This window comes from Providencia lanzhouensis (genome assembly GCF_050469745.1).
In the GTDB taxonomy this organism is placed as follows: domain Bacteria; phylum Pseudomonadota; class Gammaproteobacteria; order Enterobacterales; family Enterobacteriaceae; genus Providencia; species Providencia lanzhouensis.
This window is the reverse complement of record NZ_CP174123.1, coordinates 1777333-1800991: the sequence shown is the minus strand read 5'-3', so window position 1 is coordinate 1800991 and position 23659 is coordinate 1777333. Positions and strand designations below refer to the sequence as shown.

24 protein-coding genes are annotated in these 23659 nt (G+C 39.6%); 9 read left to right on the top strand and 15 right to left on the bottom strand.

Going from position 1 to position 23659, the window contains the following annotated elements; genetic code table 11:
• Nucleotides 1-36 precede the first annotated feature (36 nt).
• Entirely contained in the window at nt 37-186 is a 150-nt protein-coding gene (locus tag ACIH2S_RS08485; RefSeq protein WP_230082494.1) for a DUF4113 domain-containing protein, read from the bottom strand.
• Between the two features lie 314 nt (nt 187-500).
• On the opposite strand from ACIH2S_RS08485, the gene ACIH2S_RS08480 reads away from it, so the two are divergent.
• Nucleotides 501-632: an entericidin A/B family lipoprotein gene (locus ACIH2S_RS08480; protein ID WP_036954779.1), complete on the top strand. Its 132-nt coding sequence runs from the start codon at nt 501-503 to the stop codon at nt 630-632.
• A gap of 169 nt (nt 633-801) precedes the next feature.
• Complete coding sequence (locus ACIH2S_RS08475) at nt 802-1035, top strand: DUF1161 domain-containing protein (protein WP_036954782.1); 234 nt, start codon at nt 802-804, stop codon at nt 1033-1035.
• Nucleotides 1036-1814: 779 nt separating this feature from the next.
• Here the strand turns inward: ACIH2S_RS08475 and ACIH2S_RS08470 are convergent.
• From ACIH2S_RS08470 to ACIH2S_RS08460, 3 genes are all read right to left on the bottom strand, one after another.
• On the bottom strand, nt 1815-2270 hold the full coding sequence (locus ACIH2S_RS08470) for an Hsp20 family protein (protein WP_036954788.1): 456 nt from the start codon (nt 2268-2270) through the stop codon (nt 1815-1817).
• A 346-nt stretch (nt 2271-2616) separates the two neighbouring features.
• Nucleotides 2617-2829: a transcription antiterminator/RNA stability regulator CspE gene (gene cspE, locus ACIH2S_RS08465; RefSeq protein ID WP_036954791.1), complete on the bottom strand. Its 213-nt coding sequence runs from the start codon at nt 2827-2829 to the stop codon at nt 2617-2619.
• A 392-nt stretch (nt 2830-3221) separates the two neighbouring features.
• Complete coding sequence (locus tag ACIH2S_RS08460) at nt 3222-4217, bottom strand: YbgA family protein (RefSeq protein ID WP_196712449.1); 996 nt, start codon at nt 4215-4217, stop codon at nt 3222-3224.
• A gap of 554 nt (nt 4218-4771) precedes the next feature.
• On the opposite strand from ACIH2S_RS08460, the gene ACIH2S_RS08455 reads away from it, so the two are divergent.
• The 5 genes from ACIH2S_RS08455 to ACIH2S_RS08435 all read left to right on the top strand — a co-directional run bounded on the left by ACIH2S_RS08455 (nt 4772) and on the right by ACIH2S_RS08435 (nt 11012).
• Nucleotides 4772-7690 (top strand): xanthine dehydrogenase family protein molybdopterin-binding subunit, encoded by a 2919-nt coding sequence (locus ACIH2S_RS08455; RefSeq protein WP_154609917.1) that lies wholly within the window; start codon nt 4772-4774, stop codon nt 7688-7690.
• Nucleotides 7687-8253 (top strand): (2Fe-2S)-binding protein, encoded by a 567-nt coding sequence (locus tag ACIH2S_RS08450; RefSeq protein WP_036953454.1) that lies wholly within the window; start codon nt 7687-7689, stop codon nt 8251-8253. The genes ACIH2S_RS08455 and ACIH2S_RS08450 overlap by 4 nt, the downstream gene beginning before the upstream one ends.
• An 11-nt stretch (nt 8254-8264) precedes the next feature.
• On the top strand, nt 8265-9584 hold the full coding sequence (locus ACIH2S_RS08445; RefSeq protein ID WP_108479000.1) for a cytochrome c: 1320 nt from the start codon (nt 8265-8267) through the stop codon (nt 9582-9584).
• A 322-nt stretch (nt 9585-9906) separates the two neighbouring features.
• On the top strand, nt 9907-10353 hold the full coding sequence (locus ACIH2S_RS08440; protein ID WP_036953459.1) for a DUF3290 domain-containing protein: 447 nt from the start codon (nt 9907-9909) through the stop codon (nt 10351-10353).
• Between the two features lie 8 nt (nt 10354-10361).
• Complete coding sequence (locus ACIH2S_RS08435; protein WP_036953461.1) at nt 10362-11012, top strand: DUF421 domain-containing protein; 651 nt, start codon at nt 10362-10364, stop codon at nt 11010-11012.
• 57 nt (nt 11013-11069) lie between these two features.
• Here the strand turns inward: ACIH2S_RS08435 and ACIH2S_RS08430 are convergent, their stop codons facing one another.
• Nucleotides 11070-11318 (bottom strand): Arm DNA-binding domain-containing protein, encoded by a 249-nt coding sequence (locus tag ACIH2S_RS08430; protein WP_108479001.1) that lies wholly within the window; start codon nt 11316-11318, stop codon nt 11070-11072.
• A 159-nt stretch (nt 11319-11477) separates the two neighbouring features.
• Between ACIH2S_RS08430 and ttcA the strand changes: the two genes are divergently transcribed.
• A complete protein-coding gene (ttcA, locus tag ACIH2S_RS08425; protein ID WP_036953463.1) occupies nt 11478-12392 on the top strand; it encodes a tRNA 2-thiocytidine(32) synthetase TtcA in 915 nt (304 codons plus the stop codon).
• Between the two features lie 267 nt (nt 12393-12659).
• Here the strand turns inward: ttcA and zntB are convergent, their stop codons facing one another.
• Together zntB and ACIH2S_RS08415 are read right to left on the bottom strand one after the other, a co-directional pair.
• A complete protein-coding gene (gene zntB, locus ACIH2S_RS08420; RefSeq protein ID WP_108479002.1) occupies nt 12660-13643 on the bottom strand; it encodes a zinc transporter ZntB in 984 nt (327 codons plus the stop codon).
• Nucleotides 13644-14004: 361 nt separating this feature from the next.
• Nucleotides 14005-15627 (bottom strand): peptide ABC transporter substrate-binding protein, encoded by a 1623-nt coding sequence (locus tag ACIH2S_RS08415; RefSeq protein WP_154599986.1) that lies wholly within the window; start codon nt 15625-15627, stop codon nt 14005-14007.
• A gap of 460 nt (nt 15628-16087) precedes the next feature.
• Here ACIH2S_RS08415 and tpx point away from each other — a divergent pair, with 460 nt between their 5' ends.
• The gene (gene tpx, locus ACIH2S_RS08410; protein WP_036953469.1) at nt 16088-16588 is read left to right on the top strand and encodes a thiol peroxidase; all 501 of its coding nucleotides are present in this window, start codon (nt 16088-16090) and stop codon (nt 16586-16588) included.
• A gap of 87 nt (nt 16589-16675) precedes the next feature.
• On the opposite strand, the gene ACIH2S_RS08405 is transcribed toward tpx, so the two are convergent.
• From ACIH2S_RS08405 to pspA, 8 genes are all read right to left on the bottom strand, one after another.
• A complete protein-coding gene (locus ACIH2S_RS08405) occupies nt 16676-17050 on the bottom strand; it encodes a hypothetical protein (RefSeq protein WP_036953471.1) in 375 nt (124 codons plus the stop codon).
• 273 nt (nt 17051-17323) lie between these two features.
• Nucleotides 17324-17755 (bottom strand): hypothetical protein, encoded by a 432-nt coding sequence (locus tag ACIH2S_RS08400; protein WP_231138082.1) that lies wholly within the window; start codon nt 17753-17755, stop codon nt 17324-17326.
• Nucleotide 17756: 1 nt separating this feature from the next.
• A complete protein-coding gene (tyrR, locus tag ACIH2S_RS08395; RefSeq protein WP_108479103.1) occupies nt 17757-19322 on the bottom strand; it encodes a transcriptional regulator TyrR in 1566 nt (521 codons plus the stop codon).
• Between the two features lie 231 nt (nt 19323-19553).
• Nucleotides 19554-20609: a YcjF family protein gene (locus ACIH2S_RS08390; RefSeq protein WP_036953473.1), complete on the bottom strand. Its 1056-nt coding sequence runs from the start codon at nt 20607-20609 to the stop codon at nt 19554-19556.
• Complete coding sequence (locus ACIH2S_RS08385) at nt 20606-22003, bottom strand: YcjX family protein (protein ID WP_036953475.1); 1398 nt, start codon at nt 22001-22003, stop codon at nt 20606-20608. Before ACIH2S_RS08385 ends, ACIH2S_RS08390 begins: the two co-directional genes overlap by 4 nt.
• Before the next feature lie 92 nt (nt 22004-22095).
• Complete coding sequence (pspC, locus tag ACIH2S_RS08380) at nt 22096-22452, bottom strand: envelope stress response membrane protein PspC (RefSeq protein ID WP_036953477.1); 357 nt, start codon at nt 22450-22452, stop codon at nt 22096-22098.
• The gene (gene pspB / locus ACIH2S_RS08375) at nt 22452-22682 is read right to left on the bottom strand and encodes an envelope stress response membrane protein PspB (protein WP_036953478.1); all 231 of its coding nucleotides are present in this window, start codon (nt 22680-22682) and stop codon (nt 22452-22454) included. Before pspB ends, pspC begins: the two co-directional genes overlap by 1 nt.
• Before the next feature lie 74 nt (nt 22683-22756).
• Complete coding sequence (gene pspA / locus ACIH2S_RS08370) at nt 22757-23422, bottom strand: phage shock protein PspA (RefSeq protein WP_006660058.1); 666 nt, start codon at nt 23420-23422, stop codon at nt 22757-22759.
• Between the last annotated feature and the right edge of the window lie 237 nt (nt 23423-23659).

The following is a 23659-nucleotide window of genomic DNA, read 5'->3' as shown; positions in this document are numbered from 1 at the left end:
GTCTAGTTAAATTCCATGACCCAAGGCATGACCTTTTCAAGCGCTCGCCACAGGCAACTCATCAAAATTTGTCGTGTATACTGGTGACGACATTTCGTGCTTCATCTGATATCCACTATCGCTTCCTTTCGCAGCAAACCAGACTTTACCTAGGCCACTATTATTTATTGTGTCTAATGTTTTCATAAGCTCATCGCCGTTCTTAAATGGTTTTTGATTGCCATAGCCAGAGTGGTAAAGCGATTGATAATAATATTAAAAGAATACCGACTAACAAGTATTGAAAAACATTAAGCATATGGATAAATATCTCTTCTAATTTCATAGAATGTACCCTTCATTGCTAATGTTGATTGACAGTATAATAAGTGTTAATACTTAAAGTATTAACACTAAAAATATGACAGCTCTATGCAAGTGAAAATATCAATCAAGTTGTTCTGCTATAATTAAAAATGATCTTTTGTAACTTATAACTTCACACCTAAAAGGAAGAAAATATGTTGAAAAAAATCAGTTTTCTTATTTGCTCATTAGCTGTTGTTTTCACATTAACTGCCTGTAACACCACTAAAGGTGTTGGTGAAGACATAGAGGCTGGAGGTAAGGCAATACAGAGAGTAGCCCAGTAAAAACCTACATTTAACAGATTAATAAAACACTAGCGGGTTAGAGATGAAGATACCTTCTAGTGTTTTACTACTATCAACGGATAGCTTTAAATATTTCATTTAAGTATACTTATTAAGCTTTTTAAAAGAATTTCTATTAAATGACTCCAGCTTATAAGGAATATTGCATATGAAAAGAAGAATAATTATTGCTACATTAATAACATTATTTATTCCAGCGATTGCGAGTGCGTCATGTGAAAGCGTTGTTGAAGAAATTACGCAAAAAATTATTAACAATGGCGTGCCTGAAGAGAGCTTTACCATTACCGTCGTTTCAAATGAAGAAGCAGCCTCACAGCAAGGTACTGTTGTAGGTAATTGTTCTAATGAAACACAAAAAATTATTTATACAAAAAAATAATTCTCCCCAAAAGGGCTTGTTGCAAAGCCCTTTCATTTCTCATTACCAACTTAATAAGACGCAATCATCTTCCTGCAAATGGTCACCAACCACAAATTGATTTATGTTGGTTGCATTTGTAAAGTTCACTGCCACGATCGCGATTGTAGCCAAGGTTCCCTCTCCCTTTAAGTTAAATCACTCGATCCGCTATGAAGTGATATCTGTGTATTGGTGAAATTTTTATATTAATTGTTAATATATTAACAATTTAAACAATTGGATTTGTTGACCACTCTATTGTTAAATTCGTTACTGCTCAATTTTCCATATTGCTTTCCTGTTAAAAATATACTTTACTATTGAATAAAATTTTCATTACATAAGGGAGCAGTATCGATATATATGTATACTAACCCCATTATTCTCTTACTCGTATTTATCCCTGCCCTTGCCTGCATCCTATTCATTATTGCTCAAGATAAAAAACAACCAGATATAATGACACTTTTTTTAAAATTCTCTATCTACTTGTTAAGCACTCTGGCTTTCATAAATTTAATTTTTTTCGCAAGAGCGTTCACTGATTGGTATTAACGTTTGCTTGGACTCCGCGATTCGTTGTCTGAATAACCAATAATTTCGGGTAGCGGAGTCAGTAGGTCGAGCAGTGATTACATCATCCAAGCCAGTGGCAGTAACAATTACGATTTTTTACAGCTGGCTTTCATGTTCCCTGCACTAACATGTATTAGGCAAAAAAAACCCGCCATTGCTGACGGGTTAAAAATACAGAAAAATTATTTTGTATCTTTATTTTCAATAGCTATGATCTGAGGTTTCTCTTCTTCCGGAATTTCATATTCAATATTTAATGTTAACAAACCGCTTGATAATTCTGCGCTTTCAATTTTTACATTCTTACCGAGATTAAATTCAAGAGAAAATTTATTTTGTGTTATACCTTTATGGATCCATTTCTCTGAATCATTAACTAATTCAGTTGATTGCTCACCTTGTACATAGAGCTTCCCACCTTTTAAGGATACGCTTAAGTCATCCTCTTTATAACCAGGAACACTGACAATTAATTGATAATTTGATTCATTTATTTGCTTTAAATTATAAGGATGCTCTGAGGTTAATGGTCGGTTACCAGTTAATTGGCTGAATAAACGATCCATTTGGTCAAACCTGCTAGAAAGTAGGTTATCAGATAATGTTGGAAGTAGTGAAAAAGATCTAATGTTAGACATAATTTCTCCTTCAATATCAAACTAACTACCTATTACATAAGCACCATTAGCCATTCGCCCGTATGGATTAACTCTTTATCTTGGTGCATAACTTATATAGTGTCGCTAATGAAAATTTCAATTCAACACTTACAATTCTTTACATTAAATGTAAGCAAGCATAAAAAAACCCCGCCATAGCGAGGTTTTTAAAAATATCCAATCTGGTGACTAACATGTCTGAGCTTTCAATGGTACTTTTGCAAAAGTGCATTTAACACCGGAAGGGTTACTTTTGGTTGCTTCAAAATGATAGAGTCTATATAGAGAACCTTTATTTCAAGGACATCTCATAAAGAGATCGATCTTAAAGAGCCACTACATTTACAGCAGCTGGACCTTTTGCACCATTTTCTACCGAGAAGCTGACTTTTTGCCCTTCATTAAGAGTTTTAAAGCTATCACTTTGGATTGCAGAAAAGTGAACAAACACATCTTTGCTTCCATCTTCAGGAGAAATAAAGCCAAAGCCTTTAGATTCGTTAAACCATTTTACTAAACCAGTCATTGTATTAGACATATTGAATTCCTTTGAATTTTTAATTGTTGCCACATGGCATATAGGTTTGATTTTTCTTGATACTTATGGAACTAATTAGAAGGAATTCACTACGAATGGGTATCTGTGGGATAACGCTAAACGGGGGAACTTTTCAAAACTTGCTTTCATAAATAGGTCTGTACTTCCAAACCAGTGGAAGTATTAAGCCACACAAACACTGGGATAGCAAATTTAATTTTCAATTTCACGGCAAAAGGGGGGATTTTGCTTAGTGTGCCATCCATTCATTAGCAATAATTTTTTCAAATAACTCATATAGATAGCTAACATGGTCTTTAGATTCAATATTCATATGATTGGAAGAACCAATCATATGAGCAACTTTAAAATACTGAAGTAGTATTTTAATATCATAACCCATATCTCAATCTTAATGACTGAGGATAAGGATGAAAGTATTTTTGATTATTCAAATAGTTATCAGGATATTCAGATAAATAGTGCGTAATTAATGTTAATGGAGCCAATAAAGGCTGTGTTCCTTGGCGGTATTCGAGGATTAACGCGCTCAATGCTTGTCTTTGGTTTGATGTCAGATAGCGTTTAAAATAACCTTGGATATGCATAAGCACATTAGTGTGATTGCGCCTAGTCGCTTGGTGTTGTAATAAATTCATAAACTTATTTCGATACTCATCAAAATAAGAATCGATTGAATCCCATTCATTGTTACTAGCAACAAAACGACCAAGTTCTCGATAAAGAGGCTGTGAATGCGCTAATAAAAGGAGCTTATATCGAGTATGAAAGTCGATTAATGAATGACGATTAAATGCATTTTTCTTTAATTCATTTAGCTCATGAAGAGCAAATACCCGTATAATAAAATTTTCTCGAATATGAGGATCGCTTAACCTGCCATCTTCCTCAACAGGCAACCAAGGCATTGCTTTGAGTAATTGTTCAGTAAAAAGCCCCATTCCAGACTTTTTATTACCATTGCCAACAGAATCATATACTCGAACCCTTTCCAAGCCACAACTAGGTGAGTTTTTGCATACAATATAACCACTTAAATTTAAAAGCCCACTCAAATAAGTGATCGAAAACTGAATCATCTCTTCAGTTAAATCCCCTTCACGACCATCGCTGAATTTGAGCCTAACGCTATTTTCGTCAGATTTAACTAGCCTCAATGCGGGTCTAGGTGTTGGTAAACCAATCGCCATTTCCGGGCATGCTTGTTGGTATTCGAAATAATCTGATAACTCATCTACAGCAAAATGAAAGCGCTTATGACCACCATCAAATCTAACGCTATCACCCAATAAGCATGAGCTAATACCTACTGTGATTTTTTTACCTGATGTATTGCTCTTATCGCTAGAGGTAAGAATATTAACCATCATTGCACCTTATATAAAATCACTTATATACAAAATTGATTTATAGTAATAATTGGAATTCATATTAGTAACATTGCACTTTATTTACTAGCTTTATAAACCACGACTCTATACTCTAATAAAATAAACAAAAAATCTCACAAATGTGAGGTTTTTAAGCTACCGACGTTGTAGTCACTCTTATCACAATATCGACATAATCATATGCTTTATATAATAAAATACATATTGATTTAATTATTCATTAATAAGAATTACTATCATTTAAATAAATTACATTCTAATAAAACTCAGTTATTTTATTCAATACTGTCATATTAAGATGACCCCAACAGTATTATTCACTTTCTTGTCTAAATCCCTTTACTCGTTCTTGATATATCAATACAGATACCCATACTATTTATGTAACTTACTGAGCTATCTGATATTAGCCATCAAATTGCGAACAAATTAAATCGAAATAAAACAATCTTATAATGCGTGGCTAAAAAATATTATTGACTTCCATTGCTCATAATAAAAACCCTAAAAATATAATCAGGGAGCACACTATGTCGGGTCATATTTCTAGACGTAACTTCATCAAACTAGGCACTATTGCAGGCATTGCAGTGATGGTGGGTAAACTCCCTTTTGCGATAGCAATGGAGCTCGATTCTGACTCTCCATCAACCGATTGGATAGGTCAAAATGGTAAAGCACGCTTTCGTTGGGATGGTGTTGAAAAGGTCACCGGCCGTAAAAATTTTGCTCGTGATTACCGCGCTAAAGACATTCCTGGTTGGCCTAAAAAACAAAGCTATGCCTTTATGTTAAAAGCAACAGAAGCAGATAAAACCTTTGAAGGCATTGATATTTCAATGTTAGGTCCAAATTTACAGCCTGATAAAGTTGTTTTACAAGAAGACCTTATCCGTGATGGCTTAAATATTCCTCAAGACACCAGTATGGGAAAAGGCTTCTATGGCACCAATATTTTAGTGCCTCTAGGGGACACTCCACCGATTATTGGCCACCCTGTTGCCATCTTGATTTATCATGATTTCGATAAATACAGCGCAGCACAGCGTATGTTACGTTTTGCGACAAACACCGTAAAATATGGAATGGTGACTGGACCAAAACCGCCCGCTAACTATGGTGCAGCGCGATATGTACGTATCGGTGGTGATACACCACTTTCACCTTCTATCTTTTCCCCTTATCAAGATTCAGGTATTAAAGGTGGGTTCGATGGCAATACACCTGTTTGGCCTCCATATGACCCCAAACATGCCATTTCTATTCCACCAGTGATCCGTAAAGATCGTGGTGGTGGTTTTATTCAAGCCCTTCATCAGGCAGAAAAAAGCCCTGATAAACAAGAAAAAGCAATGGATTACGCACGGCAAATTGAACAAGAAATCGCTGCAGCTCGCCAGAATCCCGATAAATTTGTGATTGAGCGCCATGGTTTTTCACAATCCATTGACCCTTGCGCAATGGAGCCTGATAACTGTAATACTTGGTATGACGCACAAACCAAAACACTGCATATTTTAACCGCGACACAGTCTCCTGCAGGAGTCGTCAACGCCGCTGCTGAGTTATCGAAGCACAACAAACATTTTTCTGTCGAGAACATTGTGTTATTAACAGGTTCTACCGTCGGTTATGGCTCAAAAGACTATTCGGTTTTTCCTTTCTATTCGATGGTCGCCAGTTTCTATGCTGATGGCTTACCTGTTCGTATGGCAAATGACCGCTATGAACAATTCCAAATGGGAATGAAACGCCACTCTATTGAGATGGATGTCACCATTATCGGTGATAAAAAAACGGGCAAATTTGATGTATTAAAAGGTACTTATAACTGTAATGGTGGAGGTCGTGAAAACCTCTCGGTTGCCGTATCACACGTTGCGGTACGTGGTGCCCAATCTATTTATTATTTCCCAAAATCTGACCTCACCGCTCTCGCCATGGCCACCCCGGCTGTCGAAGCAGGCTCAATGCGTGGCTTTGGTTCCTTACAGTCGATGGCAGTCACTGAATTGATGGTCGATGAAATCGCTCATAACCTCAATATTGACCCAATTGAACTGCGCCGCCGTAATGCCATATTAGAAGGTTATCCGAATACACAAGGTGGTGTAATCGCTGGTGACCCTCGCAATGTCGAAATGTTAAATCTTGCGGAAAAACACCCGATTTGGGTCGATCGTGAAAAAAATAAAGTCGATTATGAAGCAAAAAACCCCGGTAAGTTATACGGCGTTGGCTTTGCGCAAGTGCAGCAAGTTTATGGTTCTAGCGGTGTTCCAACGATTCTTTCTCTTGAATTTGATGCGAATGGCAAGCTAACAATGCGCCATTGTATGCAAGAGATTGGTACCGGTGGTACAACCGCACAACAAGTTATGGTATGGCAAGCACTCAGCAAAGCCCCTGATGTGGTTGAATTTGGGGTAACTGAATTTGCAGAACTACCGCTCAAAACCAGTTGGGCAGATCAGAAAAAACAAGATGAACTGTCAAAAACTGATCCCTATTGGACACCTGCGCTGATCCCTGACATGAGTTCATCGAGCGGTGTTTATTACATTGGATTTGGTACACGCCAAGCGGGTCATTTTTTATTAGAAAATACCCTATGGCCTGCGGCCAAAAGCATTTGGAGTGAAGGTCCAGGCGGAGGAGCATTCAATGGCTTAAATGTTGAATTTGCAGATATTCGTGTCGGATCTGATGGTATTGGCGGTGGTGGGATGAAGCCCATTCCTTTTGACATTTTAGCCAAAAGAGCCCATGAGATGGGGCTAATCACCGGAGTTGCTGTTCACGGCTATTCAAGCTGGCAGTGGGCTCGCGCAGAGTTCGATATTCCAACTGTAGGATTGAAAAATCTCCCTCTCGATGCAATATCCGTTCGTTATGGCGAGGGTGCTCCACAAGAACTGAAAAAGCAGATGACAACTGGCGGTTACCATTTTATTAAACGTAAAATTGCCTATTACCCACCAACACAACGCGCAAAAGCTGACCCAACTACGGTCACACCAGCTTCCTGCCTCGTCGAGCTCAACGTCAATACTATGACGGGTGAGGTCGATATCATGCGCCACCATATGATTATGGATCCCGGTACAATGATTGTCCCTGAATTGGTTTCAGGCCAAATTCAAGGAGGTACCGCGATGGGTATTGGTCACGCATTGATGGAAGAATTGCCACTGTATGAAGATGGGCCAGGTAATGGAACATGGAACTTTAATCGCTATGTTCTGCCACGCGCAAAAGATGTTGCGGTTTGGCAACAAACCATTGATTACTTACCTCCCCTATCAGAAACTTCGCCACCAAAAGGCATGGCAGAACTGGGAATGATCCCTATCTTACCTGCGACGAGTAACGCATTAACCCATGCGACAGGTAAGCGTTTCTATGAATTCCCTATCACGGTAGATAAAATTAAAAAGGCACTCTCATGAAAATCAACCATGCCGTTCCGATTATTGAGCGCAAGCCACTAACACTGACCATTAACGGCCAGAAAATTGGTCCTATTGATGTCCCTGTTGGGATGCCAATGATTGAGTTTTTACATGAATACCTTGACCTCACAGGCACCCACTTTGGTTGCGGGCAAGGGATCTGCCATGCTTGCACCATTATGGAAATTCAGCCCGATGGCTCAACGGTTGAAAGCCGTACCTGTATCTTTGGTGCCCATTATTTCAACAATAAAAATATTGTTACCATCGAAGGGCAAGCCAAACTGGATGAACAAGGCAAAGTTGTTGAATTAACGCCAATTCAACAAGCTTTTATCGAAAACTTTTCGTTCCAGTGTGGCTATTGTGCCCCCGGTTTCGTCACGGGTGCGACGGTATTTCTTGATAAACTGAAGAAAAACCCAGTGAAACGAGACCAACTCGAACATGCGATTGAAGAAGCCCTCAATGAGCATATTTGCCGTTGTACAGGCTATGTTCGCTATTATGAAGCAGTGAGGAAAGTCGCTCTAGACACTCCTGGCTGCGTGATCGACTAGGGAGAAACCTCATGGCTAAATCCAGCTCTCTACGTAAAAGCATTTATATTATTATCTTATTATTCATCATATTAATGCTTGCGATCCTATTTGGTGCTTTTCGTACCTCCAGTATCGGTCCTGATTTAGATAAACCGCTGACCTCAGAAGAAGTCGCCAAATTGCTGCCAAGAGGGCAAGAGTTGGCAACTGCTGGTGATTGCTTTGGTTGCCACTCATTACCTGAAGGGCCATTGGCTGCGGGTGGGCGTGCCATCGGAACCCCTTTTGGTACCATTTATTCCACAAATATCACGCCTGATAAGCAATTTGGTATCGGTAACTATACCCGTGCTGATTTCCATCGTGCTTTGAAAGACGGAATTGGTAAAGAAAGAGGCAATCTCTACCCTGCCATGCCGTTTGTATTTACCCATATGACGACATCGGATGATATTGATGCCCTGTATGCTTATGTGATGTCACTTCCGCCAATCAATGTGCCAAACAAAGAAAATACAGGTGTATTTGTCCTACCCGTTCGCCCATTTATGAACTTCTGGACTTTACTTAATTTCCCTAAACAAAATGCGCCTCATGACCCACAACGCTCTGCCGAGTGGAACCGAGGAGCTTATATTGTTGAAGGTCTAGCACACTGTGGCGCTTGTCACTCACCACGTAATTTAATGATGGGTGTCGAGTTTTCACGGTCACTTCAAGGGGGTGAAGAAGCCGGTTTAGCCATCCCTGATATTACAGCCGAAGCGCTTTCCAAACATGGGTACGATACCGCCTCTTTGCGCCAATTCCTGCTTACAGGGAATGCCCCGCAAGGCTCTGCATTTGCAGATATGAGTACAGTGACTCATTTTTCTACTAGCCAGATGAATAAAAGCGATGTTAATGACATGGCAATTTATTTAATGACGGATAAACAAGGAAAAATACTTGGAGCCGACACTCCGCCAGCTCCATTGCCTGAGGCAAACTCACCAGACGTGGGTAATGTCAGTCAAATCATGGAAACGGGTCGGTTAATGTATATGTCTACCTGCGCAGGTTGCCACGGGATCACCGGAGAAGGAGTCCCTAATGGCATTCCAGCGTTAAAAGGTAATGCCATCTTAGCTATGGACAGCCCCGAAACCTTTATCAGTGTAGTGTTAACGGGTATTCCAACCACCACTTTCCCTAATGGGCAGCGTATGTATGCTATGCCAAGCTTTGCCGATGATTTAACGCCACAAGAAATGGCAGATTTAATATCATGGGCGCGCGCCGAATGGGGGGGGCAAGGTAAACCTGTCACTGCCGAACAAGTTGAAAAACTGAAAAAGGCGGCTCAGTAATCGCTCATCGCTTCTCTTCAAATGACTTATTTATTGAAGGGAAGCGACATTATTATTTTCATTACGATATTTGAATAAAATCTCCATTAATATTTTTGTTATCTAAAAACCTATCTTGAATTAATCCCACAAGCAGGTTTTCAAAATGCTTCCTTTGATAAATACTGAAACCATCGACAATTTTTAACTTCAACATAAAAATCAATGACAGATCTTGGGTAATGACTGACAACTCAAAATTAGATTTTAATATCAGAGCTAAAATGCGAATAAGTCACTATAATAAAGATGGATATAGTGAACAATCAGGAATGATTTTTATATGAATTTTTATGGGATAGATTACTTGCAAGCGCAGTCTAATATAAATGATTATTTTAAATATATTATTATTTTTGGCACTTTATTTGCTTTAATCGTTTTTTTCATCCTATACATGCGTCACCGCCTACAAACTAAATATCGGGATTTAACGATTATCGCCTTCTTATTTTTACTCTTCATTTCAGGCATTCAGTATCAAGATTATACCGATAGTCAAAATATACACTCAAAATCATCCCAAATGGTTAATTTCGTAAGGTTATTATCAAAAGAAAAAGGGGTTGATATAAATTCTATATTTTCTAACTCGGTACAATTATCCGATGGCATCATCATTAAAATTGATGACCGTTATTACCGTATTCATTTAAGCGTAGATCAACAAACTTACAGCTTAGAAAAAGTTTGGTTAACAAATCCCGAAATTAAAATCATAAAAAAATAAGGCATAAAATGATTATTTATACACCTATTATTATAAAGCTTGGATTAGGGATCCTATGCCTGATTGTTCAAATAAACCTCATGGGCAAAGGAAATTTAGCCCCTTCATCCGCAATGGATCAAGTTCAAAACTATGTTCTAGGCGGTATTATTGGTGGTGTCATTTACAATGAATCAATAACAGTACTGCAATTTATACTCGTGTTAATCATATGGACTTTACTTGTTTTTGCCCTTAAATTTTTAAAAGAGAATAATCCCTTTATTAAACGAATTATTGACGGCAAACCTATAACCTTGGTACATAATGGCAGCGTTAACGTTAAAGAATGTCTAAAAAACGGTGTTTCCGCTAATGATTTGATGTTCAAACTAAGATCAAATGGCATATACGAAATAGAGCAACTAAAACGCGTTGTTCTCGAACAAAATGGGCAATTGACTATTATCCAAAGTGGCGATGAAAATATACGTTATCCAATTATCGTCGATGGCTTAGCTAACCATGACTTACTCGAAATCATCGGCAAAGACATTGAGTGGTTAGAAGACAATATTTCGAAACAAGGTTTTAATAAAATCAGTGAAGTATATTTAGGTGAGTATTTGTCTGGTAGGATTAATTTATATGGATATGAAAGAAAGAATAACGCAGATTAAGTTAGATTCGCACCTTGTATAGCACTAACAGAACAGTTACCGCTTTTGGTATTTGGGTCATGCCCTGAAACCAAAATTGCTCGAAGCCTTGTCTTGCGGCTGTTTCATTGATAAATCAGGATATTGCCCTATTATCATCCTACTTAACTTACCTTCAAATCGGTAAGAGTATGACCATGAGATAGAACCTTTTTTGCTTACTAGTATCGAAAGCCCCCTACCATCTGCTATCATTACCGGCTTAGAGATTTCTTTACCATGAATGTTTTTTAGCTTTTTGTCTGTGAGTTTATTAATTTCTGACATATCAGTCTTATCCAATGTCTAGAATCTTATACAAAGTCTTATACACGAGTCAGTATAAGACTGGGTTAATTCAGAAACAACGAGAACGACAAAAAACAAAAAAGCATATATATTTCAAAAATTTAAATAGCAATCAGAAACAAGAAAGAACAACCGAGAATGACGACTAATAAAGAACAATACAACTTAAACAAACTCCAAAAAAGAATCCGCCGTGATGTTGGGCAAGCCATCGCCGATTTTAATATGATCGAAGAAGGCGACCGTATCATGGTCTGCCTGTCTGGGGGGAAAGATAGCTATACTCTGCTGTCTATTTTGCAAAGCCTGCAAAAAAGTGCCCCAATTTCATTCTCTTTGGTCGCTGTTAACTTAGACCAAAAACAACCAGGCTTCCCTGAACACATCTTGCCAGCTTACTTAGACGAACTCGGTGTTGAGTATAAAATTGTCGAAGAAAACACCTATGGCATCGTAAAAGAAAAAATTCCTGAAGGAAAAACCACCTGTTCCCTGTGCTCTCGTTTACGTCGCGGCATCTTATATCGCACGGCGACAGAGTTAGGTGCGACCAAAATAGCGCTCGGTCATCACCGTGATGATATTTTACAGACCCTATTTTTAAACATGTTCTACGGCGGTAAATTAAAAGGTATGCCACCAAAATTGATGAGTGACGATGGCAAACACATTGTTATCCGCCCTCTCGCCTATTGCCGCGAAAAAGATATTGAGCGTTTTGCTGAAGCAAAAGGATTCCCTATCATCCCTTGTAACTTATGTGGATCCCAGCCGAATTTACAGCGCCAAGTCATTAAAGAGATGCTACGCGATTGGGATAAACGTTACCCAGGGCGCATTGAAACTATGTTTAGAGCGACTCAGAACGTTGTATCATCTCACCTATGTGATACTGAACTATTTGATTTTAAAAATATTTCACATGGTGATGCCGTGATCAATGGTGGTGATATGGCTTTTGACCGTGAAGAATTGCCTGCTCAGCCAATGATTGATGAAGATGATCAACCAGACTACAGTGCTGACCGATTAGATGTGATTGAAGTTAAGTAAGATAATAAAAATTGGTCCGCTACCTCTGGGCAAACTCAGGGGTGGCATCAGATTTTATGCAAAAAAAAGCCGATGTAAAATACATCGGCATTACAGTGGTCAATTATTCTGTATAAGAACTCAATATGAGAAAAACTACAATTATGGAGCACAACGTTCATCGCTCAACGTTGCATTCACCTGCGGGAGTAATATTGCCTTAAAACCCTATACCCTTTATTGATTTATCTCAAACTAGCACCCATTATCCAGAACAATTCACCTTTCTTATAGCCATCGACTTCTTTTTAACCACCAAAATACCGTAGCAATTAAGCAGGCGAGTAATAAACAGAACGCACTAAAGGCAAACTTGAATTCATTTCCAGGGATACCCCCTAAGTTCACACCAAATAAACCGGTTAAAAATGTGGTTGGTAAAAATATCATCGCCATTAATGACATGGTATAGATTCGACGATTCATCATTTCCGTCATCATATTCGTAATTTCATCAGACATAATGGCGGTACGTGCAATAAAACCATCTAAATCTTCAATACAGCGCCCTAATCTATCTGATATTTCTTGTAAACGACGTCTGTCGTTATCATCTAGCCATAATAATTTTTCAGCGGTTAATCGAGAAAACATATCCCGCTGTGGCGCCATATAACGGCGCACGACAATAATTTGTTTACGCAGTAACGCTAATTCCCCACGTTCAGGAATTTCGCCATGTAATATCAAATCTTCCATTTCAATAAGACGTTCGTGAAGAGAATCGGTGAAATCACTAATTTCATCGGTCATTGCATCAGTGACATCTGCAAGCCATTCACCGGTACTCTGTGCACCGACGCCTTCTTTAAGGTCATCAATAACAGAATCTAATGAGTGAACACGTCGGTGACGACATGAAACAATCAAACGGCTGTTCATAAAGATACGAAATGCCACCAATTGCTCTGGGCGCTGCCCTGCGGTGTTATTCAGGGTTTGTAATGTCAGCAGAACGCCATCACCAATACGCACCATCCGCATACGATTCATTTTACCTGTCAATGACGACTTCACTTGGTCATTAAACAAATCAGTCTGTTGGATCCAGCTAGACGTCTCTTTATTTTTATAATCGTAATGCAGCCAAAATGGAGATTGCTGTGTTGCAGTGGCATTTAAATCGATAGGAAGAACACCGCCATCTCCATCTAACTGAAAGGCATGAACGGGGTTAGAGTGTTGAAATTGCGATCCATAGGTCGACGCCATGCAATTATCTCCTTAAATTGAAAAGTAAGGTATTTTTAGTTGATTAAAGGGAATATTGCAATGATTTCAATAACAAAATCAAAATACAAAGTTTAAGTAGGTGTTAAGCAAAGGAAAATAAAAGCATAAAAATAAGATGTTATGCAAGATTTATAGCCCAATGAAATTTCTCAATTTTTGCTAGAGAGATCCCATTTGATTGACACAAATTAGCAATAAAACCGCAAAGTTTTTTCCTATTATTAGCGCTGTAGTGTTTATTCCTTTTTGGTCCTCCTTCTGACTCTCCAGTGGAAGGAGTTTTTTTATTTTGGGTCTCCCAAAATTTAGCCAGCACACCTGCACTGGCTAAATTTCATTCTTAATGCTTAATCATATAGAAACTATGGCTGTATGCCACATCCTCTGGATTTTCAATCGGATAACCTTTTAACCACGGTTTAATCAAACGCGCATTCGTATATTGATAGATTGGTGCAATTGGTGCTTCTTTTGCAATAATGGCTTCCGCTTGGTTGTAATACACATTACGCTGCGCATCATTCGTTTCAATGCTAGCTGAAGTCATTAGTGCGTCATATTGCGGATTATTAAACTTAGGAATATTGCCACTGTGTTGAGAAGTTAGCAGTGATAAGAATGTAGATGGCTCATTAAAATCACCAATCCAGGAAGCACGGATTACATCAAAATTTCCGGTGTTACGGCTATCAATATATGTTTTCCACTCTTGGTTAACTAACTTAACTTGCACCCCGAGTTTTTTCTTCCACATGGAAGCAATCGCAATAGCAATTTTTTGATGGTTTTCCGAGCTGTTATACAGCAACGTTAATTCCAAAGGATGCGCTTCACTGTACCCAGCCTGCTTTAATAACGTTTTGGCTTGTTGGTCTAACTCTTTTTGTTTATGAGTCTGATACAGCCCTTTTTCCGGCTTAAAACCTGCCGTCACATCAGGTGTAAAATAATTAGCGGGTTTTTCCCCTGTCCCTAAGACTTTGCTAGCAATCAATTGGCGGTCAATTGCCATTGATAATGCCTGTCGAACCCTGACATCATTGGTCGGCGCGCGCTGGGTATTAAATGCGTAGTAATAGGTACCGAGTTGATCCGGCGTAAAAACTTCGTTAGGAATATCTTGTAATAATTTTTGATAGCGCTGCTTAGGAAAGGATTCCGTGATATCTAAATCCCCAGCCAAATAACGATTAGTCGCGTGAGATTCTTGGTTGATAGGGACAAAAGTCACTTTGGTGATCACCGTATTTTTATGATCCCAATAGTGCGGATTTGGTGTTAATACGATTTTCTCATTAACAACACGGTCATTAAGTTCAAATGCACCATTTCCAACTAAATTACCGACTTTAATCCAGTCTGTGCCATATTGTTCAACGGTTCCGCGATGAACAGGAAATAAGCTGAAGTTTGCGGTTAATGACGGGAAATAAGGAACTGGCTTATTTAACACAATTTTCAGCGTGTGTTTATCGACAGCTTCCACCCCTAACTGTTCTGGTGGCAACTTACCATCGATAATATCCTGCGCATTATTAATTCCCGCTAATGCTGCAAACCAAGCAAATGGCGAAGTATTGGCTGGCGTGACTAAACGACGCCAACTATAAACGAAATCGTCAGCGGTAACAGGCTCACCATTCGACCATGCCGCTTCAGGGCGTAACTGAAAAATCCAAGTTCGATTGTCATCAGTGTGCCAATTTAGTGCGACACCCGGTATCGGCTTTCCATGATTATCTTGATTAACTAGGCCTTCAAACAAATCACGCATCACTTGAGCTTCAGTCAACCCAACAGATTTTATCGGATCTAATGATGCTGGCTCATCTTTCAGATGGCGTACAACTTCTTGATTTTCAGCTAAAACAGTACCAGCAGGAACCGTCGCACTGATAACCGGTGTAGAAAGGAAAAGGGATGAAATGAATACAGCTAAAGAGGTCAATGAACGTTTATGCATATTATTATTTCTATCTATTAATCAAAAAGAGGATCGCTCAGCGTTATTCGCTAAGCTTTGATGAATTAACCCATTACAAACTGCTAAATTGATATTTGACATGCCAAGGCATTAGCCGTGATAGGCGAATAACTCATTGACTTGATTGTCAGTTTAAAATTAGCTTTCACTTCATCATATAACAAGTAAAACACGGCACAAAGCGCTCTTTTTATCGTGTTGAATATGGTATTTTAGGATGATACATAATAAAAAACATAAACTCTTAATAGGGCTTATTACTTGTATAATGCAGCGTAACCTTCTTACTTATCATGCCGAGAAGGCAACAATGCAATTCGATCAATAATAGGATTTAAAAACAGAAATCTCAGAATGTGAAACTGGTAATAATTTGATTTTAAAAATCATTTAATATTTTCATCTTCTGTAACTCAACCTATAAACGGGAGAAAAACACATGTCACAGACAGTAAAACTCAAAGGCAATAGCATTTCACTTGCAGGTACTTTTTTACAAGCTGGCTCACAAGCTAAACCTTTCACTTTAGTTGCTAAAGATTTAAGTGAAGCAACCTTAGAAACATTCCAAGGCAAACGCAAAGTTCTGAATATTTTCCCTAGCGTAGATACCGGTGTTTGCGCCGCTTCTGTGCGTAAATTCAATCAATTAGCCAACGGTTTAGACAACACTGTTGTGTTATGTATCTCTGCTGACTTACCTTTTGCTCAAGCTCGTTTTTGTGGTGCAGAAGGCTTAGACAATGTGGTGACATTATCTTCATTCCGTAGTGATTTTGCCCAAGATTACGGCGTTGAAATGACCACCGGTCCATTAAAAGGTTTAACGGCTCGTTCCGTCGTTGTATTAGATGAGAATGACAAAGTGATTTACAGCCAATTAGTGCCTGAAATTACTGAAGAACCTGATTATGACAATGCGCTAAATAGCCTGAAATAATCGTATATTATGAAGAACCACAATCACCGATGCTTTCGGTGATTGTGGCTTCATTTGATAGGGGTTGAGGGGTTATCAATCATGCTTTTAATCAACATAAGCCCAAAATAGTGGTTTATGATTTTTCGCATTGACCACATTTGTAAAAATCATATTTCCTTTCATCATACTCACTAACGAATGCGACAACGTGCTTAATATCCGTTGAGCCTGCTCTTGGGTCACAGGGCAACAAGACGTGAGAATATCAATAATCAAATCCCTTGGTTTAACGCCATTTTTGACTAATACATCCCACGTAAAACGATTTTTTTTCGCTAAATAATTCGCAGCTGCCTTGTTCATTAAATAAAGTTCTGCGGCAGTATTCGCGGATTCAAACATATCACCTTGGTAGTGACATTTAGACATATATTCACGTAGCTTGAAATTGACAATAAAATTAATCGTAAATTGTTCCATTGCAACTCCTTAAAGGTATAAAACCCGCGTTGCTAATATTAATAATCAATGCACGACTTAAGCATTTTTTTATCGTTAATTTAAAAATTAAAGCTTTGCTCACCATTTTTATAGCAGAAAAAACAACCAACCCGCAATGATCAGGACGTCGTTTTACGATGAAAAATATGTAAATTTAGTTTAATCGAGTAAGCTCACTCCATTCTTTTAACTGATTTTGAATGAGTGAGCTTATTTATCTGGCATGTTTCATTGGAACTAACTGAATGGGCGTTAGTCAGGAAAATATCTTATTTCGAGCGAAGTGCCTTTATTATTTTGAATAAATTGGAGGTACGTTTCTCCCCCTGGAAAACTTTGCTCAATTTCTAGTTTTTTGTCCCCGCTCCATCGATAAATAATAGACGGACAGTTATCATCCGAGCAAATCACTTCTTTGTTTTTGTTTGGTTCTAACTTAGCTTCTAAAAACTTTTTATCATCACCAAGCAGATTACGATATTCTTGATAAGCACTTAGTAGCGAGCTATTAGGGAAATGACACTGAGTTAATGCGCCATTTTCATACACATCTTCCATGGATTGCTCTGTATTTTTACAGAGTTTATCAATTAACTTATTATTCGGTTTTTCTTGTGCAACAGTGCTAATACTCACACTCATTAATACGCTAAGTAGACCCAATTTAAACAGCTTTTTCATCATGTTAATCTTGCTCTTTCTTGGTACTGAGCCCGTATTCTCGCAATTTGTTCGCGATAGCGGTATGAGAAATATCTAAACGTTTAGCCAATTTACGCGTACTCGGATAATCACGATATAATCTCGCCAACACCGAGGCTTCATAGCGTTTGGTTATTTCATCCAGTGACCCATTTAATGTATCTAAAGCAATCGCAGGTGCGTTAACTGCATCAGGAAGTTGAATATCATCAACATCCAGAATATTGCCACTAAATTGCGACAGCCCCTGATATAACGCATTGCGTAATTGTCTAACATTACCCGGCCAATAATAAGAATTGAGTGATTCAATTAATGCCGGTGAAATTTTTGGCTCATCAATGTTCAATTCTTTGGCAAAATTAGACACAAAGACTTTCGTGAGCGGTTTAATATCTTCGCTTCGTTCTCTTAATGGTGGGATCGTGAGAGTTATAACATTCAAACGGTAATAGAGATCTTCACGGAATTTTTTCTGTTCCACTAACTCAGGTAAATTTTTCTGTGTCGCACAAATCACACGCACATTGACTTTGACTTCATGCTCTTCGCCAACACGTCTGAAAGTTCCATCGTTCAGAAAACGTAATAGTTTAATTTGCATTTGAGGGGACATTTCAGCAATTTCATCCAGCAAGACGGTACCGCCATTAGCTTGCTCAAAAAAGCCTTTTTTCCCTTCAACCGCATTTGGATAAGCCCCTGCTGCATAACCAAATAACTCACTTTCAACGACATCATCAGGCATTGAAGCGCAGTTCAATCCTAAAAATGGCGCATTACCACGAGCACTGTGTAAATGGCAGGCTTTTGCCAGAATGTCTTTACCCGTTCCAGTTTCCCCGACAAGCAGCAACGGTTCATCCAGCATAGCAACACGTTTAGCTCGCTCAACGACTTGGATCATCGCAGGACTGACCGCCACAATCTGGCTAAATCCACGGTTTTCAATATCAACTTCAGCCACTTGCTTACGTTGATTTTCAAGAATTGCCACGGATTTGAGTAAGATCACCGCACCTGTACAGTGAGATTTCCCATCTTCATCGGCGAGAATAATTGGTGTGACCTGCATTAAATAATCGCTGCCTTTGACCGAAATGCGTTCGGTGTAAGGTTCTGGTGACTCACGTTCAAACCAGCGGTGTAAACCATGGTTAGGGATTAACTGGGAGAAGGATTTCTGTTTGATTTTAGTTTCATCAACCCCAAAAAGTTGCAAGCTCATTGGGTTAACCAGCTCAATATTCAGTTTATTATCAATGGATAAAACTGGCTCAGGGAAAGAATTGAGTAAAGCCCACACCGCTTTATGCTCACGTTCGGATGGCATAAAGTAGATACGACGAACATCAATTACCCCGTTTATGCGGCGGATCTCTGCCATTAGCGTACTGAAAACCTGAAAGTCTACAGGTGCAAAGTTCAGGTAAATTCGACGTTGAGCTGAAATTTCAATGCCTTTTAAGTCAATGTTTTGTAGAACTAAAAGATCAAGTAATTCACGCGTTAAACCGATACGGTCTTGGCAGGTCACTTCGAGGCGCATGATGAAACCTTTTGTAGAGAACATAATTACTCATATTTTAGCGTTAAACAGGACAGTAATACAGAGCCGTGTCACATATTGTTGACACTCGTCTAGTTTCTAATAAATATCAGCAACATTTCTTTCTTTAATATGAGGATTGTTGATTAATTCGGCAGGGTATTACCCTTTTAGACATGACTGGCAGAATGATTAAAACTGTCAACTCATCCTGCCAGTCAAATTTACAGCTTATGGATTCTCTTTTTTTGAGGGAATGGCATTTTTCAGCTGGCCAATTAATTGACGGCGAAAATCACCCAATTTCGGTTTGTCTTCTATCCAAGGTAATGGACGGCATAGCTCCATCGCCTTAATGCCTAATCGAGCGGTCAGAAGCCCAGCGCCGATTCCTTGTGCCGCGCGTGTCGACAACCGTGCGGTAATATCCTGAGATAACCAATCCATCCCGACTTCACGAATAAGTTCAGAAGCGCCAGCAAATGCAATATTAATCAGCACCATACGGAATAAGCGGATCCGACTATAGTAGCCCAGTTCGATGCCATAAATGGCTGCAATGCGGTTGATTAAACGAATGTTGCGCCACGCGATAAATGCCATGTCAACAATCGCCAATGGGCTGACCGCTATCATCAAGGCAGATTCTGCTGATGAACGGCTGATCTCTTTACGCGCTTGCTCATCCAGGATCGGTTGAACTAATTTACTATACAGTTCAATAACCTCGCGGTCATTATGCGAATCATGAACCGTGGCTTGCCAGCTTTGTATCGCAGGATGTTGCATCGGTAATGCAGATTGTTTGGCGAGCTTTTCACAGAATGCTTTACCCTGCCCCATGCCGTGGCTATGAAGCAATTCACGTGCAAAATCACGCTCCTCTGCACGTTCTCTGAGCCGATACAAGCGACGCCATTCGCCGATGACTGAACCCACACCAGCGACCACAATTAATCCCCCCGCTGCTGCGGTGCCTAACGCTGTCCAGTCTTGGGTTATCCATGATTGATGGATCCAAAGCCCTAATTGAGCGACAACGCTCACCCCAAAAATGCCTGCGGCAGCACCAACTAGCTTGCGCCAGAAACTGCGTTTAGGTTTTAAGGCCTCGTTGATAAGACTTTCAACTTCGCCATCTTGGCTATCTTGTTCTTCTTGTATATCAACCGGCACAAATTTTTCAAACGCTTTCTCATCAAAGGTTTGCGCTTGTTTTAATGGCTCCATGGCTGGCTTATCGGCTTTAGCGGCAAAGTCTACGCGCTGTTTTAGAGGTTCACTCATTTCAGTTTATCTCCTAACAAAAATTCCAAAGCACTGTCCATGCGAATATGTGGCAACGGTTGATCTAACGGTGTTGGCCGAGGGCGGAAATTTTCAAATTGAAAGCCTTGCTGTTGCCAAAACTGTTCATTAGGTAAACGCTTAGGGACATCCCCTGGGTAGAACGTTAAGGGTTGCCCATCGCTGAGTCGCTCACCTTTTAAAGCAGGTAATTTTTCACCCTTGTAGTCCACAATACCGCTTTCCGTCGCTTGAATAGACGCCAGCCCTACACAGTCCATGCTGATCCCTTCAAATGCTGCATTTTGCCAAGCATCTTGGACTAACTGCTGCAATAATGAGACTAAGTTTGCATGTTGATCGGGTGTGACGTGATCCGATTTACTGGCGGCAAAAAGTAGCTTATCAATGCATGGAGAAAACATGCGTCTGAGCAATGTGCGTTTTCCATAATGAAAGCTGCGCATTAACTGCGTTAGCGCCATTCGCATATCATTGAAGGCGTCTGCGCCACTATTTAAAGGCTGCAAACAATCCACCAGCACAATTTGTCGGTCAAAACGCTGGAAATGATCCTTATAAAACCCTTTCACCACATGGTCACAGTAGTATTGATAGCGACGCTGTAATGCGCCGATATTGGTGTTTTTATCCGCTTGCGTTAACTGTTTTTCACCATATTTTTCGATGTTTGGCCATGGAAAGAATTGTAATGCAGGCGCTCCAGCTAACTCTCCAGGTAAAACAAATCTACCAGGTTGAATAAAGTGCTGTCCTTGTTGCTTACATTCATGCAGATATGCGGTGTAAGCATTGGAAATTTCAGCTAAGAGATTTTCATCGACAGGAGCTAATGGATCACATTTTTGGCAAAGTTGTAGCCATTCATTCGCGAGCTCCCCACGCTTACCTTTAAGTAGCACTTTCATTTGGCTAGACCATGTTAAATAATTCAGATCTAGCATCGGTAAGTCCAGTAGCCACTCCCCCGGGTAATCGACAATTTCTAAGTACAGGGAGGAGTTATCGACAAAATGGCGAACAAACGAATCATTTGAACGGTAATGAATTTTCAAGCGAATTTCGCTCACTCCACGGGTAGGCGTCGGCCATTGCGGCGGGTCGCCATAAAGCGATGCAATTCCTTCATCATAAGCGAAACGCGGAATTGACATATCGCGCTGTGGAATGCGTTTTACCCCTAGGATCCGTTTATCTCTCGCCGCTGAAAATAGCGGAAGGCGCGCCCCCGTGGTGGTGTTAAGAAGTTGGTTAACGAGAGAAGTGATGAATGCGGTTTTTCCACTGCGACTTAATCCAGTGACAGCAAGCCTTACATGGCGGTCAACGCTACGGTTCATTAAGTCAGTTAATTCATTTTGTAGCCGTTTCATAATGCTCCTAGTTCTCGCTCTCCCAATAAAAATATAAAGGGAATACAGTCATTAAACTCTATTCCCATTTATGTGATGGTGCAAATCAGTTGTTATAGATGACGAAACTTGCTGTTCACGGCATAAGTGTCCGAAGTGACATAGCGCTCCATTTGGCGCAGTTTCATTTCCCCAGCTTGTAGCTGAGCATCAATTTGGTTTAATAGTGTTGTCACTTCTGGTCCAATATCCTGTTCGCTTCGGTAACCGCTTGGCGCAGCTTCCACAAAGAAACACATCACCACATAGACAATCAAGGTCAATCCAAAACTCATAAACAGGGCAAGTACAGCTAATGCTCTGACCAAAGCAACCGGTAACTCTAAATATTCAGCGAGACCGGAACAAACACCACCAAAAACACGTTTATCCGTTAAGCGATATAACTTGCGGTTGCGTAGATTAGTCATTATTTTTGCCTCCAATTTGGGTGCTCGGCATCTAAAATATCTTCCAGCGTTTTGATGCGCTGCTGCATACGCGATGACTGCTCTGCCAATTGCATCAAACGTTGCACTTCATTTTCAGTAAGCTGACTTCCCTGCCCATTATTTTTCTTACTATAATGGAGCCACAACCAAATCGGCAGAACAAAAATGACAAAAATGATTAATACGAGAGACAGTAAAACGTAGCCCATCACATTTCCTTATTTATGGTTATTTAGCCTAGCGCACTGGCGCAATGAAATCACTGCGCCTTGCGTGGTGAATATTATTCGTCTTTATTGATTTTAGCTTTAAGCGCGGCTAACTGTGCACTAATTTCATCATCCGCTTTTAACTCAGCAAATTGCTGTTCTAAAGAGCGTTGTTTACCAATACCGTAGCTTTGCGCTTCGCCTTCCATATGGTCAATGCGACGTTCAAACTGTTCAAAACGCGCCATTGCTTCATCCAGTTTACCACTGTCTAACTGGCGACGAACATTACGACTTGATTGTGCCGCCTCTAAACGTACGGTCATTGATTGCTGTTTTGCACGCGTTTCTTGCAGTTTATTTTCTAATTCCGTGATTTCGCCTTTTAAGCGAGTCAGCGTTTCATCAACAATAATCAGTTCATGTTTTAGCGTATCGACCATGGCACTGACTTTTTGTTTTTCAATCAATGCTGCGCGAGCTAAATCTTCTTTATCTTTGATTAATGCCAGTTCCGCTTTTTCTTGCCATTCGGCAATCTGTTTTTCGCCCATTTCGACGCGGCGCTCTAAACTTTTTTTCTCAGCTAAGGTACGTGCTGAGGTGGAACGGATTTCCACTAACATGTCTTCCATTTCCTGAATCATCAGGCGGATCATTTTCTGCGGATCTTCAGCTTTATCAAGCAGTGAAGCAATGTTGGCATTAATGATGTCGGCAAAACGTGAAAAAATACCCATAATTTATATCCTCTTGATGGATGTTATCTTTCTGTAGAGCCTCAACCCGATGTTGGCGTCCAACCAATACGTGATGCTCCATGAATATAAAATTGAAATTATTAAACCGATAATTATTTCAATCAAAATCTTTTACAACTCTAAGATAGCAATTGGCGTGCCAACTTTTTCAGAATGGCATAACCAACTAATAAATAACAAAAATATTATTTCGATACCTATCGACGGTTATTTGTA

Excerpts from the sequence above, each read along its gene's own strand:
- ACIH2S_RS08485 (WP_230082494.1), bottom strand. The coding sequence starts at position 186 with ATGAAAACATTAGACACAATAAATAATAGTGGCCTAGGTAAAGTCTGG.
- ACIH2S_RS08480 (WP_036954779.1), top strand. The coding sequence starts at position 501 with ATGTTGAAAAAAATCAGTTTTCTTATTTGCTCATTAGCTGTTGTTTTC.
- ACIH2S_RS08475 (WP_036954782.1), top strand. The coding sequence starts at position 802 with ATGAAAAGAAGAATAATTATTGCTACATTAATAACATTATTTATTCCA.
- ACIH2S_RS08470 (WP_036954788.1), bottom strand. The coding sequence starts at position 2,270 with ATGTCTAACATTAGATCTTTTTCACTACTTCCAACATTATCTGATAAC.
- cspE (WP_036954791.1), bottom strand. The coding sequence starts at position 2,829 with ATGTCTAATACAATGACTGGTTTAGTAAAATGGTTTAACGAATCTAAA.
- ACIH2S_RS08460 (WP_196712449.1), bottom strand. The coding sequence starts at position 4,217 with ATGGTTAATATTCTTACCTCTAGCGATAAGAGCAATACATCAGGTAAA.
- ACIH2S_RS08455 (WP_154609917.1), top strand. The coding sequence starts at position 4,772 with ATGTCGGGTCATATTTCTAGACGTAACTTCATCAAACTAGGCACTATT.
- ACIH2S_RS08450 (WP_036953454.1), top strand. The coding sequence starts at position 7,687 with ATGAAAATCAACCATGCCGTTCCGATTATTGAGCGCAAGCCACTAACA.
- ACIH2S_RS08445 (WP_108479000.1), top strand. The coding sequence starts at position 8,265 with ATGGCTAAATCCAGCTCTCTACGTAAAAGCATTTATATTATTATCTTA.
- ACIH2S_RS08440 (WP_036953459.1), top strand. The coding sequence starts at position 9,907 with ATGAATTTTTATGGGATAGATTACTTGCAAGCGCAGTCTAATATAAAT.
- ACIH2S_RS08435 (WP_036953461.1), top strand. The coding sequence starts at position 10,362 with ATGATTATTTATACACCTATTATTATAAAGCTTGGATTAGGGATCCTA.
- ACIH2S_RS08430 (WP_108479001.1), bottom strand. The coding sequence starts at position 11,318 with ATGTCAGAAATTAATAAACTCACAGACAAAAAGCTAAAAAACATTCAT.
- ttcA (WP_036953463.1), top strand. The coding sequence starts at position 11,478 with ATGACGACTAATAAAGAACAATACAACTTAAACAAACTCCAAAAAAGA.
- zntB (WP_108479002.1), bottom strand. The coding sequence starts at position 13,643 with ATGGCGTCGACCTATGGATCGCAATTTCAACACTCTAACCCCGTTCAT.
- ACIH2S_RS08415 (WP_154599986.1), bottom strand. The coding sequence starts at position 15,627 with ATGCATAAACGTTCATTGACCTCTTTAGCTGTATTCATTTCATCCCTT.
- tpx (WP_036953469.1), top strand. The coding sequence starts at position 16,088 with ATGTCACAGACAGTAAAACTCAAAGGCAATAGCATTTCACTTGCAGGT.
- ACIH2S_RS08405 (WP_036953471.1), bottom strand. The coding sequence starts at position 17,050 with ATGGAACAATTTACGATTAATTTTATTGTCAATTTCAAGCTACGTGAA.
- ACIH2S_RS08400 (WP_231138082.1), bottom strand. The coding sequence starts at position 17,755 with ATGATGAAAAAGCTGTTTAAATTGGGTCTACTTAGCGTATTAATGAGT.
- tyrR (WP_108479103.1), bottom strand. The coding sequence starts at position 19,322 with ATGCGCCTCGAAGTGACCTGCCAAGACCGTATCGGTTTAACGCGTGAA.
- ACIH2S_RS08390 (WP_036953473.1), bottom strand. The coding sequence starts at position 20,609 with ATGAGTGAACCTCTAAAACAGCGCGTAGACTTTGCCGCTAAAGCCGAT.
- ACIH2S_RS08385 (WP_036953475.1), bottom strand. The coding sequence starts at position 22,003 with ATGAAACGGCTACAAAATGAATTAACTGACTTAATGAACCGTAGCGTT.
- pspC (WP_036953477.1), bottom strand. The coding sequence starts at position 22,452 with ATGACTAATCTACGCAACCGCAAGTTATATCGCTTAACGGATAAACGT.
- pspB (WP_036953478.1), bottom strand. The coding sequence starts at position 22,682 with ATGGGCTACGTTTTACTGTCTCTCGTATTAATCATTTTTGTCATTTTT.
- pspA (WP_006660058.1), bottom strand. The coding sequence starts at position 23,422 with ATGGGTATTTTTTCACGTTTTGCCGACATCATTAATGCCAACATTGCT.